This is a genomic window from Selenomonas ruminantium subsp. lactilytica TAM6421, assembly GCF_000284095.1.
In the GTDB taxonomy this organism is placed as follows: Bacteria; Bacillota; Negativicutes; order Selenomonadales; family Selenomonadaceae; genus Selenomonas_A; species Selenomonas_A lactilytica.
The window spans coordinates 2,574,315-2,587,467 of sequence record NC_017068.1 but is presented as its reverse complement, the minus strand read 5'-3'; the positions used below and the strand labels follow the sequence as shown (position 1 = coordinate 2,587,467).

Below are 13,153 nucleotides of genomic sequence, written 5' to 3'. Positions count from 1 at the left end.
AATTTGCAGCGTTAATATCCGTTTTGCTAAGAGGTGAAGCGTATGCCATATATATCTGCCTGTGTGATTGTCCGCAATGAAGAAAAAAATCTGCCTCGCTGGTTGGCTTGTATGTCAGAATTGGCAGATGAGATGGTGGTAGTGGATACCGGTTCTACGGACAACACCATGGAAATTGCAGAGCAGGCTGGAGCAAGGTTGTTTTCCTTTCCATGGATCAATGACTTTGCCGCTGCTAAAAATTATGCCCTGGAGCAGGCTAAGGGGGATTGGATAATTTTTTTGGATGCCGATGAATATATAAAGCCCCAGGATCATGCCTGTGTCAGAGAACTTATCAGACAGAACGATCAGAGAAAAGACATCCTTGGCTTTGTAAATCCATTGATCAATGTGGATCAGGATAAGGACAATGCCTATATCAGCACCATATATCAGATCCGGGTATTCAGGAATCTGTCGGATTTGCGTTATGTGGGGGCTATTCATGAAATCCTGCAGTATCGTGGTCAGGCTGAGAAGAATATGCCGTTGCTTGAATATTATGCTATTTATCATACGGGCTATTCTGCCCGGCTGATGCCGGATAAATATCAACGAAATCTGCAGATGCTGGAACTATCTGTGAAAAAATATGGCTGGCGTCTTCTCGATGATTTTTATTTTGCAGATTGTTATTATGGGTTGCAACAATATGAGCGGGCTATAAAGCATGCCAAATCCTATCTTACTGCCAAGGAACGAGTACTGGGGGAGGAAAGCCGTCCCTATGGCATATTATTGCAATCGATGATTTTTTTGTCCTATCCTTTGTCCGAAATATTAGCTTGGGGACAAAAGGCGCTGGAAGAATTTCCCTATGGGGCAGAGTTCAAGATATTGGAAGGGTATGCACGGGAAGCCACTGGTGACGAACAGGGAGCTCTTCGTTGCTTTGACGAAGCTGATAGGCTATACAGTGAGGCAGGAAAAAATGGCGCCGGAAAGATGCTCTCCGATGAGGCCGGCGGCGTCATGTCTGCCATGCATGCCAGACGTGAAGCGCTGCAGAAGCGTATGCAGCAACGAAAGCAGGAACGGCAAACAGGGGGAGTGAAAGATATGGTCTATACATCTGCCTGTGTGATTGTTCGTAACGAAGAAAAAAATCTGCCCCGCTGGCTGGCCTGTATGTCGGAGCTGGCGGATGAGATGGTGGTGGTGGATACCGGCTCGACGGATAACACGGTGGAACTTGCAAAGCAGGCTGGGGCAAGATTGTTTTCATTTCCATGGATCAATGATTTTGCGGCGGCTAAAAACTACGCGCTGGAGCAGGCACGGGGGCAGTGGATATTTTTCTTGGATGCCGATGAATATTGGACGGAAAAGGATTTTGCTATTATCCATAAAAATTTGCGTCAATATGATCAGCAAAAAAATGTGATCGGTTTTGTCTGCCGACTGGTAAATATTGATGTGGACAACGATAATCGGATCCTCAATGAAAACATGCATATCCGTATTTTCCGCAATCTTTCTCAATTGCGTTATACCGGGGCTATTCATGAACAGCTGGTCTATTCGGGGACGGGCCAAAAGGAAATGAAACTTTTGCCCAAGGCGGTGATTTATCATACGGGTTATTCAGCTAGTACGGATCTTTACAAGGCAAAACGCAACCTGCAGATTTTGCTGGAATTGCAAGAGAATGGCAAGGGACAGGAAAGTGACATTTGCTATATAACGGATTGTTATTACAGTCTAAAGGATTATGCCAAGGCGGCGGAAGCGGCCCAGGAAGCCATTCGGCGCCAGGTAGTCCTGCCAGGCAGGGAAACGAGGATGTACTGTACTCTTATCCAGTCGTTGCATTTATTGGGACATAAATGGCAGGAAATTCTGCCTTGGGTGGAACAGGGGGAAAGAGACTTTCCACATGTTCCGGATTTTCGTGCCTTGCTGGGATTTGCGGCTTGGCATGATGGTGCGAAAACAGAAGCAAGGCAATTTTTCCAACAAAGTAAGGCATTATATCAGGAGTTTTTGGCGCATCGTCAGGATGTGACGGCTGCTTTTGCTGATGAGATGCAGGGATTTTTGCCGAAGATGGAGGCTTATCTGGCAGAGGATAATAATTCTAGCGCAATAAAAATATCGGCGGCGGTGATTGTCAAGAATGAGGAGGAGAATCTGCCACAGTGGCTGTCCTGCATGCAGGCTTTAGCAGGGGAAATCATTGTGGTGGATACTGGTTCTACGGATAATACCGTAGCAATAGCCCGTCAGGCTGGAGCCAGAGTGGTGCACTTCGAGTGGGTGGATGATTTTGCTGCAGCCAAGAACTTTGCTATTAATCAGACTAATGGTGATTGGGTGCTGCTGTTGGATGCGGATGAATACATACCAAAGGAAGATTATGGTGGGCTGCAGGCTGCTATTGCCCGTGTCCACGCTGACAGCAATGTTATTGGTCTGGCCAGTGAATGGATTAACGTGGATAAGACGAAGAACAATGCCTATATTAACAAGGGCTATCAAATCCGGGTGTTTCGCAAAATGCCGGAACTGCGTTATGTCCATATGATTCATGAGCGGCTTCAATACAATGGGAACGAGAAAAAAAGCATGCCTGTTACGAATGATTTCAGGATCTATCATACTGGTTATTCAACGGGACAAATGGCTGCAAAGTATAAGCGCAATCTGCGCTTATTACAGCTGTCTGCGGAAAAATATGGCAAGCGGCCGGAAGATGAGGCATATATGGCGGATTGTTACTTCGGTATGCAGGAGTATGAGCAGGCTATGGCCCATGCACAGGCATATTTGGAGTCGACGGGGCGTACGGATGGTGCTGAAAATCGTCCTTATGGTGTTTGGATACAGTCTTTGATTTTCTTGCAACGTCCTTTGGAAGAAATTGCAGCGGTTGTAAATAAGGCACTAACGGAATTTCCTTATTCGGCTGAATTCAAGATTATGGAAGGGGGAACTCGAGAGGATAAGGGGGATTTTTCAGGAGCAGAAATTTGCTACCGTGAGGCGGCCAGGCTCTATGCTTATGCAAAGCAACATGATATATGGCGGCAGAATTTACTGTCAGATGAGGCTGGTACGGTCATGCCCGAGGTTTATGCCCGGCTTTGCCGCCTGCTTATGTGGCAGGGAAATGGAGAAGAGGCTTGGGAATATTTGCAGAAATCATTAGCTATGGATAAATATATTCCGCTGGCTTGTCGCTTGTTAGGCAGATTTTTAGCGGAGCGTGATGATGTAGATTGGATTGAAGTCTTTAACCAACTTTATGATAAGCAGCGGGATGCAGCCTTTATTTTGGAACATCTTCCGCATACAGGGCGTGATAAGGTGCGGTTGTATTATCAGCGTCAATTGGGGATGTCAGAGCAATCTGCTTATATTATGGCGGGAAGGCTGGAGGCAGCAGGAGCCGCACTGGCAGAAGATACAGCTGCGTTGCTGCAATTGGGCATTCGTGGTTTTGCACATGATGTGGGGACGATGGATAAAATAGGCGTGCTGCTATCGCAAAATTATCGAATGGTGGCTACAGGCCAGGCAAAAACAGCGGCCGAACGGAGCCTGGCCCGTAAAACCGCACGGATACAGGGTTGGCTGGCTAAGCAGGATGGTTTGGCAGAATAGGGAATACGATGAATATTTACGACAATATATATGATAGCCTGGGAAAGCGGGATTATGCTGCTGCTTTGGTATATATACGTGCCTTGGAAAAATACGATATGAAAGAAGCGGCCCGGCTTTGCGTGAGTATGTACATTGAGCAGGGAGACAGTCAGTCGGCTATGGCAGCTTGGCAGAAGCTGAATAAGATTTTGCCGGGAGATTTTTATACGAGTTTTTTGCATGCGCGTATTTTGTTCATGGAAAGGCGTTATGTCAGTGCATATAGAGAATTGTTGGTAATTGACGTCCCGTTGAATAAGCGAAAAGGGTATGGGGAAAAAATAGCGAATCTTTTGGGGCAGTGCTGCCGCATTTTAGGGAGAACACAGGAGGCGGCAGCGGCATATAAAGAGGCTGCCGTATGGGCTGATACGCCTGAGCTGCAGGCTATGGAGTATAGCAATTTTCTATTTAACCTCCATTACAGTGGCCGGCATAGCGCTGAATTCTTAAGGCAGCAGGCAGCGAAATTTGGTAAGTTCCTGGAAAAAAGCAAGCCATTCCATCACCATAGAGGGCGGGAAAAACATTTCTTGCGTGTAGGGTATATTTCAGCGGATTTCCGCCGGCATGTATGTCTTTGTTTTTTTTACGATTTATTGACATCTTATGATAGAAAAAAGTTTGCGGTATATGTCTATATGTTAGGACCGGAAGATACCATCAGTGAAAAATTGCGCAAGCAGGTGACAGGCTGGCGTAATCTGCGAGGTCTGTCACCGCAGGAAAGCGCCAAGGCTATTTATGAAGATGAAATCGATATTCTGGTGGATCTGGCAGGACACACCAAGGGAAATGGGCTGCCCATACTGGTCTATAAACCAGCACCAATACAGGTTTCGGGGATTGGTTATTTTGCTTCCACAGGTCTAAGTTCGGTAGATTATTTTTTAGGTGATGTATATCTGGATGGAGAAGACGGACAGACAGGGCAGCGGGAATTTACGGAAGAATTAGTTGTTTTGCCACATAGTCATTTTTGTTATCGCCCTTTGCAGGCAGTGCCATTACCTGTTGATACTGCTTTTAGCCGCAAGGGCTATGTAACCTTTGGCAGCTTCAATAACTTTGCCAAGGTGACTGATGAAGTATTGATGGTATGGGGAAAGATATTGAATCGGCTGCCGACTGCTCATTTATTGTTGAAAGCGGCTGTATTTGACAGTGAAGAGGCAGCAATTTACATAAGGCAGCGTATGGAAAAAGCCGGTTTGCCCATGGCGCGAGTGGAGTGCAGAGGCATAAGTGAGGTTTATTTGCCTGAGTATGGTGATATAGATATTGCACTGGATACCTTTCCTTATCCTGGCGGCGGGACCAGTTGTGATGCTCTTTATATGGGCAGACCCCTGATAACGTTGGCTGGCAAACGTCATGGCGAACGGTTTGGCTATAGCCTGCTAATGAATCTTGACTTGGGGGAATTGGTGGCTTTTTCGATAGAGGAATATATCGAGAGGGCAGTAATGCTGGCAGAAAATCCGGAACTGCTGACAGGGTTGCAGACAAATTTGCGGCATATCATGGAAAATTCGCCGCTGATGGATCGGCAGGGGTATGTGCGGATGGTGGAAAGTGTTTATGCTGATATGTGGGAAAAATACGAAAAGGGTTGCAGAAATTATGGAGGAGAAAATCATGGGAAAAGCGAGTAAACGTGTAAAACGTAATATGCATAAAAAAAATAATGAAGCCCAAATGAAACAATGTCAGACGCAGGAAAGGGAGCTGGAACAAGCCTTTGCTCAGGAAAAATATGCTGATGTATTGAATATATTGGCTGAGCTGATAACAGCAAATGATGTAAAACCGGATTTCCTTTACAAAGGAGCTTACAGCTATTTCATGCTGGGTGATTATGAGCGGGCGGCGCAATGGGTGAATAATACCCTGAATTTCGATCCGCAAAATGTGGAAGCGCGTATTCTCCTGGCAAGATTGTGTTTTATCCAGAATCGTCAGGAAGATGGACTGTCAATATACGATTTTTTGGCAGCGAATTATCAGAACTCTATGACAAAGGAACAAAAAGAGCAGATAACCGATAGTTCCGCATATTATGTGCGCAGGGAAGGGGATAAATTGCGGCAGAAGTATCCGCACTTGGCCGAGTTCCTGCAGTTGAAGGAGAATGCAGCAGAAAAAACTGAACCGGCACGTACTGCTGATACAGGCAGCAGTGCATTGTCAGCTTTGCAACGTCTTAAGGCTAAACTGGAGGAAGTACAGGCGAAAAATAATAAGCAGGCAGAGTCTGAGACCCATGTTGATGGAATACCTAAGCAGGAAGAAACGGTTACAGATAAATTGGCAGATGTTTCCATTGAACAGCAGATCGTGAATATTCAAAACCGTACATGCTCTTTACGGGAGAAGGTACAGATCCTCAATAAATTTGCTGCGGCTGCGTATATGGCCGCAGATTATGCAGGAGCAATGTCGTATCTGCAGGCAGCACTGCAGTTGGACGATGGTGACAGCCAGACCATTCGCAATATGGCGATGGCACAGGCTGCTTTTGGGGAGGCAGATAAGGCGCAGGCTATAGCGGCTAAACTGCCGGAGGTGGATTTTGTCCTTTTATATCTGCTGAAAGAACAGGGAAGATAATGAGGAAGAGGTTATATGCTCGCAACGAATCGTCATGGGCGCAGGAATGCTTCCAATCCTATAGATGCAGTCGCAATCCGGCCGTGCAGGAAATAGCGCCGGCTATTCTGCTGCCACCGGATTATTGGCAGGAAAAGACGGGGGAATTCAGTGGCGGTGTTTGTGATGCGCAGTTTAATTTTATTGCAGGACTGCAAAGATGCAAGCCTCCTGGTGCTGGCTGGTATGGAGTAGGAAAGGCTTACAAAGTACCATGTGAAAATCTCGTATATGAAGACAAGGAAGTTATTTTTGGCGGCATATTGATTCATCATTTTGGACATTTTATTTTGGAATGTCTGGGACGTATGTGGTACATACTGGAAAATAGGGAGCTTACTCAGCCGATAGTTTTTCTAACGGTGGGAGAAAACTGTTCCTGGTATGATGATTTTTTTGCCTTGTTGGATATACCCAGAGAGAGAATTTTGCTGATTGAAAAACCAGTGCAGTTTAGCCGGGTAATTGTGCCGGAAGAAGCGGTACATAGCTGGTATTATTACACGGATAAGCATTTAGTACCGTATAAATATCTGCAGGCAAGTGCAGCGGAAGTCTATAAGGGAGATACACCAGCTAAAATTTTTTTGGTGCGAGGCAGAGAGGCAGAAACAGCTACAGATTGCATAAATGAAGAGTATTTCGTTGCTTTTTTTCAGGAAAAGGGATATGTGCCCGTGACATTGGAAAAACTGCCTTTGGTGCAACAGATATATACGGTATCTCATGCAGAAGAAATCGTGGCCATCATGGGTTCACTAACTCATTGGGCCCTGTTTTGCAAACCAGGTACGAAATTTTTCATGCTGACGAGAACCAGCAGTGATACGCTGCTAGCGCAGTGTTTGGTAAATGAGGCATCCGCCGTAGACTGGTATATTGTGGATGTTTCCATGAATTTCCTGCATGTTTCCCGTTCCTATGGCGTTTGCTTGTTGGGACCTACTGTTTATTGGCAAAAATTTGTGGCCGAGCGCTATGGGGAAAAAGCTCCGCCTATGAATGGACAGGCTTATCATGATTATCTTTTAGCCTGGAGTGATTACTATCTGTTGCCGATGAATGAGTCCTTTCCCAAAAGTCAGGATTTTGCTGCTGTATTGCGGGCAATGAACAGGGAACTGCATCTTAATGATATGGCGCTGAGACCACAAGGGCATAGGGATAACTTTATTTCTATTTACAGCTATGCTTTGGAGTTATATCGGCAAAATAAGTTATTGCAGGCATGGGATGAAATAAATAATTATGAAAGCCAAAGTGGCAAGCGTCCTTTGCTGGGGATGCTGTTAAAGAGCTATATTCTGCGTGCACAGAAGAAATACGTTTCTGAGGTTGAGTGCTTAGAAAAACTGTTGCAGGAATACGCGGACAGTGATGATGACGAACGACTGGCTGACGCCTATAGCCTGTTGGGAGCAGGACTGCGCATGTTAGGGAACACCAGGTCAGCTATAGAGGCTTTCTTGCATTCGGCCGAGCGGGAACCTGATGTGCAGAAAAAGCTGACAGAGCTAAGCAATGCGATTTTTACAGCAAATACACTGTATGATGTCCAGCCACAGGAAATGAAAAAGATGTATAGTTTGTATCGACAGGAATTGCTGGCATTGTCAATCAAAAGTTACCCTGAACCTGAATGGAAGCATGAGAAAATACGGGTAGGATATTTATCTGCTGACTGGCGGGATCATCCTGTGGGGCATTTGACACATCCTTTGCTGTTTGCCTGCGATGAGAAAAATTTTGTCATTTTTGTATATCAGCTTAATGCCAATAGTGACAGTGTAACCGAAAAACTACGGGCAAGCAGGACTGTCTGGAGGGAAATGGCAGGAAAAAGTCATGCAGAAATTGCTGCTCAGATTCGTGCAGATGAAATCGATGTTTTGGTAGATTTAGGAGGGCATACGGCTAATAATGCTCTGCCAGTGTTGGCTTATAAACCGGCCAAAAAACAAATATCCGGGATAGGGTATTTTAATAGTACAGGAATGGAAGAATGCGATGGTTTTTTGACGGATAGATATTGTTCTCCGACTGAGTTTTCGCCATATTTTATCGAAAAAATGTTACAGATGCCGCATTGTCATTTTTGCTATCAACCTTTGATAAATATGCCGGAAATAAGTGCGCCGCCATGTCTGAAAAATGGATATATTACGTTTGGTTCATTTAATAATTTTGCCAAGGTGAACGACAAAGTGCTGGCCGTATGGCAGCAAATAATGGAGCTTGTTCCCAATGCTCGCTTATTATTAAAACACGGTTTGCTAGGCTGTGCAGAAGGGCGCGCTTTTACACAGCAACGCTTGTCCCGCATGGGCATACCCTTGGCACGTGTCGAAATGAGAGGATTTTCTGATGATTATTTATCGCAATATGGCGATGTAGATATTGCACTGGATACATTTCCCTACACTGGGGGGGTTACCACTTGTGAAGCACTCTATATGGGGGTGCCTGTCGTGGCATTAAAAGGGAACCGTCATGGAGCAAATTTTGGTTATAGTTTTTTGGCTAATATTGGTTTGTCGGAATTGGCTGCTGCAACAGAGAAAGAATATGTAGAGCTGGCGGTAAACCTTAGCTATGATATGCAGCTCCTGCATGATTTGCGTAAAACTTTACGTCATCAGATGGAAGGATCAGCACTGATGAATGCTGGTGATTATATGCGAAATTTGGAGGCAATTTACAGACATATCTTACAGGATTGAAACTCTTAGTTGGTGGGGGAAAAGGAGGGAACATGAATACAGGTGATATTCTCAATAAATATTCAGAGAAATGTTTTTTGTTTGCGGCATTGAAGAATCCTTTATGCAGTTCGGAGGAAATCCTACAGACTATCTCTGAACTGAAAGAGGTTCCCTTTTATCAAAGCAGTGAGGCAGGCCAACTGCTGGCTGAAATTCAGCAATTGGCTAATCAAGCAGTAAATAGTTGTGTTCAAATGCTTATAGAACGTGGTATTTCGCCCAATACGTCCCAGGATGAATTGAACCGTTATTTTTTGCATGCTTTGCGTGCTTTGCAATGTGGTGACTATCAGGGGGCTTTGCGCAACCTGCTGATTTACGACAGTTATAGCGAGATTATTTTTCCCTCCTATCCGCATCTTTACTGCTATCGAGGACTGGCTTGGTATGGCTTGCGTGAGTATGCCAAAGCAACATCAGATTTTTCTTCATATCTTGCTGTTTTCCCTCAGGACGAAATAGCGCATTTCTACAGGGGAAATGCGTTATTCTTCTTGGGAAAGTTGCAGGAGGCTCTGGATGACTATATTGTTGCCTTGCAGCAGCATGCCAATTTTTCGGAAGTAATAGCCAATGCGGCTATTTTGGAGCGATCACTGGCAGGTGATAAGAAAATGTTGCAGCAGTATGATGTCGGTTGGCAAGATAGTCCTTGGGAGCGAACATTGGCTTTGCCGAAGGGGATGAACTTTTGGTCAATCCCTATATTCATCAATAATTTTAATCGTCTTGGATGTTTGCAAAGATTGGTGGAGTGGCTGGTGAATGCGGGATATAAAAAAATCTATATTCTGGACAATGACTCATCCTATCCGCCATTATTGAAATATTATTGTCAGTTGGACGAAAACTGTCCTGCAGTGCAGGTTGTACGACTGAAAAAAAATTTCGGGCATACAGCACTTTGGGACAGTGGCATATTGGAAAGTATGTCTGTGGAAAGTTCATATGTCTATACGGATTCAGATGTAGTGCCTGTTGACGATTGCCCTAAGGATTTTTTGCGGCAGCTGCTGGCTATTTTGCAGCGTTATCCGTTGCTGAAAAAAGTCGGACTGGGATTAAAAACGGAGGGGATTACCTGTAGCAATGCAGCAGAAATACTAGCCCAAGAACAGCGATACTATCTACATAAAATAGAGCCTGATCTTTACTTTGGTGCTGTGGACACTACATTTGCTCTTTATCGCAATTATCGTCATTATCACTTATACGTATCTGCCCGCACCACGGGTGATTTGATGGCCTGGCATCTTCCCTGGCATTATGACTATGATAATCTGCCACCTGATGAGATTTACTATGTTAACCATGCCAACGCCTCCGCCAGTTTGGTGGCTTCCTTGAAAAAAAGCGGCACATTTTCGGAAAAAGAGGGAAATCGAACATGAAATTAGCATTATGGTGTGATATGGAACTGGCCGAAGGGTTGATTACATATCTGCCCCAGGATTTGCATATTGTCTGTATTATAGATGAAAATTTATCCGTACAAGGCCAAATGTTGGGGCAGGTTCCCGTGATATCCTTCGATGGTCAAGGCAGGAATTTAGGCAGATGTATGCTGCGGCTGCTATCTAAGATTGGGGGAGCATATGAATACTTTGGAATCGTGGATGACGGAATTTGCCAGACGGGAAAAAAAATATGATTTTCTGGGGATGGCAGAGTGCCTGTGCAGCGGACGAATGGAACTTTATCAGGAAAAGAGCAGATCAGAATCGGGCAAATTATTTTTGGATAAATTTTTGAGCGTATTTGTTGTATGTGCTTTTTCTGCCCTGGAGAGGAAGCAAGGGCAGGATGCTTTAACTTATCTGCAGACAGCAGAGGAGATTTTGACAAAAGTTCATGATAAAAGCCTGCTCATTCTGAAACTCTATAAAGGCTATGCTTATCAGGAATTGGGAGACTATGCAATAGCAGAAAAGCTCTATCTGGAATATCTGGCCTATGAGCCGCAGGATGAAACACTGTTTTTGCGTTTGGGGAATATGGCTGTAAAACAAAAGGCATGGGAAAAGGCCTTGGAGGCTTACGGTCATGCCTTGCGGATAAAGAAGAATTATCGGGAAGCTATGATAAATATCGGGATTGTGGCCAAATGTCTGGGGGATGAAGATACGGCAAAGGCCATGGCTGCAGATGCGGAAATGGAACGGCGGATTTTTGACGAGGGACAAATAGAAGAAGATCCGTACAGGTATTCGCTGGATATAAAGGATGAAGATTATCAGAATATACCAATCTTCATCAATGCCAGAGACAGATTGGAGTGCCTGCGCCAGCAAATAGATTGGTTATGGCAGGCAGGTTATCACAATATTTATATACTGGATAATGATTCGACATATCCGCCTTTGTTGGCTTATTATGATGAGATAAAGGAGCGAATAAAGGTATTATTCTTAAAGAAGAATTTGGGTTACAAGGCTTTGTGGAAAAGTAATGTACTCAATGTACTGAACATCCAGACGCCATATGTATATACAGATCCGGACATTGTTCCCGTGGAGGAATGTCCTTATGATGTCTTGAAGAAAATGTTACAGGTACTGCGTAAGTATCCCTACATAAAAAAAGTTGGCTTTGGTCTTAGAACAGAGGATATCACCTTTGCGGGCAAGGCGGCAGTTTGGGCCAGTGAAGGGGAGCGTATGATGACAGAGTTAGCACCTGAGGTATACTTTGGTGTGATTGATACAACCTTTGCTCTGTATCGGAACTTGCGTCATTATAATGCGTATGCCACTTTGAGGTTGGCAGGAAAGTATATGGCAAGACATTTGCCTTGGTATATGGACTATCAGAAGTTGTCAGCAGATGAGGATTATTATGCCAAACATGCAACAGAAGATTATTCGACTCTGAAGGTGTTGAAGGATAATGGGATGGTGAAGGAGCAGACGCTAACCAGTATTATTATTTTGAGTTACAATGCGCTGGATTATACCAGGCTCTGCTTGGAAAGCATTCGAAAAAATACGGAGAAAGGAACCTATGAAATCATTGTGGTGGATAATGGTTCTAAGGATGGCTCAGCTCAATGGTTGGCAAGTCAGACGGATATCTGCTGCATATTCAATAAGAAAAATATGGGGTTTCCCAAGGGATGTAATCAGGGCATGGAGATTGCTAATGGAACAGAGCTGCTGCTGTTGAACAATGATACCGTTGTGACACCAGGCTGGCTGGACAATATGCGTAAGGCTCTATATAGCAGTCAGAATATAGGGGCCGTAGGCTGTATGACAAATCACTGCTCCAATGAACAGGCCATCAGTCTGCCTTATCAGTCGATTGAGGAACTTATGGCGGTGGCAGGTAATTTTAATCGATCAGATGCGCAGAAATGGTATCCTTGGATGGTGTTGGTAGGATTTTGTTTGCTCATGAAACGGGAGGTCTATATGCGTCTGGGCAATTTGGATGAATCATTCAGCCCAGGTAACTTTGAGGATGATGATTACTGTCTGCGCATGCGCAAGGCTGGTTATGAATTACTGTTGTGCGGTGATACCTACATCCATCATTTCGGCAGTGTGGCCTTTGCAGGAAAAAATGATGCAGCTCGGGAAAAGGATAAAAAAGAGCGTTATAACAAACTTATTGAAAAAAATCGGGCATACTTCATGAAAAAGTGGAGCATCAAGGGAACCTATCGCAGCCACTATGAAATGACGGATCTGCTATATAAGGAACTGTCCCCTGGACAGGATGTTCTTCTGGTCAATTGTGATATGGGATACGAGCTCTTTTGGCTGAAACGTAGAATTCCTGAGGCCACGATATACGGCTTGACTTCGGATAAATTAGGTGTAGAGTTGGCCGGAAAAACTTTCCCGCTGTATGTCTGCCATGATTTTCTTGACGGATTGGACAAGCATTATCAACAGAAAAAATTTGCCCGGATTGCTTTGCTGGGAAATTATCATGAAAGACGACAGGGGGACAAACTGATACAAACATTGCGCCAGCACCTGACGGAGGATGGCTTGTTGTTTTTTGGTGATCAGGATCGGGTTTATCGCATGCCGTTTAGAGATTGATGCTGG

7 protein-coding genes are annotated in these 13,153 nt (G+C 44.6%); all 7 read left to right on the top strand.

Features of this window, described 5'->3' with window-relative positions; translation table 11 throughout:
- Positions 1-42 precede the first annotated feature (42 nt).
- Genes SELR_RS12470 through SELR_RS17890 form a run of 7 tightly spaced genes read left to right on the top strand, consistent with a single transcriptional unit; the run spans position 43 to position 13,147 of the window.
- The gene (locus SELR_RS12470; RefSeq protein ID WP_014425584.1) at positions 43-3,645 is read left to right on the top strand and encodes a glycosyltransferase family 2 protein; all 3,603 of its coding nucleotides are present in this window, start codon (positions 43-45) and stop codon (positions 3,643-3,645) included.
- 8 nt (positions 3,646-3,653) lie between these two features.
- The gene (locus SELR_RS12465) at positions 3,654-5,342 is read left to right on the top strand and encodes an O-linked N-acetylglucosamine transferase, SPINDLY family protein (RefSeq protein ID WP_014425583.1); all 1,689 of its coding nucleotides are present in this window, start codon (positions 3,654-3,656) and stop codon (positions 5,340-5,342) included.
- Positions 5,326-6,297, top strand: a complete 972-nt coding sequence (locus SELR_RS12460) for a tetratricopeptide repeat protein (protein WP_014425582.1) — start codon at positions 5,326-5,328, stop codon at positions 6,295-6,297. The genes SELR_RS12465 and SELR_RS12460 overlap by 17 nt, the downstream gene beginning before the upstream one ends.
- Positions 6,297-9,056: an O-linked N-acetylglucosamine transferase family protein gene (locus SELR_RS17900; protein ID WP_014425581.1), complete on the top strand. Its 2,760-nt coding sequence runs from the start codon at positions 6,297-6,299 to the stop codon at positions 9,054-9,056. Before SELR_RS12460 ends, SELR_RS17900 begins: the two co-directional genes overlap by 1 nt.
- A 32-nt stretch (positions 9,057-9,088) precedes the next feature.
- On the top strand, positions 9,089-10,489 hold the full coding sequence (locus SELR_RS17895) for a glycosyltransferase (protein ID WP_014425580.1): 1,401 nt from the start codon (positions 9,089-9,091) through the stop codon (positions 10,487-10,489).
- A complete protein-coding gene (locus tag SELR_RS12445) occupies positions 10,486-10,749 on the top strand; it encodes a hypothetical protein (protein ID WP_014425579.1) in 264 nt (87 codons plus the stop codon). Before SELR_RS17895 ends, SELR_RS12445 begins: the two co-directional genes overlap by 4 nt.
- Positions 10,694-13,147, top strand: a complete 2,454-nt coding sequence (locus tag SELR_RS17890; RefSeq protein ID WP_014425578.1) for a glycosyltransferase — start codon at positions 10,694-10,696, stop codon at positions 13,145-13,147. Before SELR_RS12445 ends, SELR_RS17890 begins: the two co-directional genes overlap by 56 nt.
- The last annotated feature ends 6 nt before the right edge of the window (positions 13,148-13,153 follow it).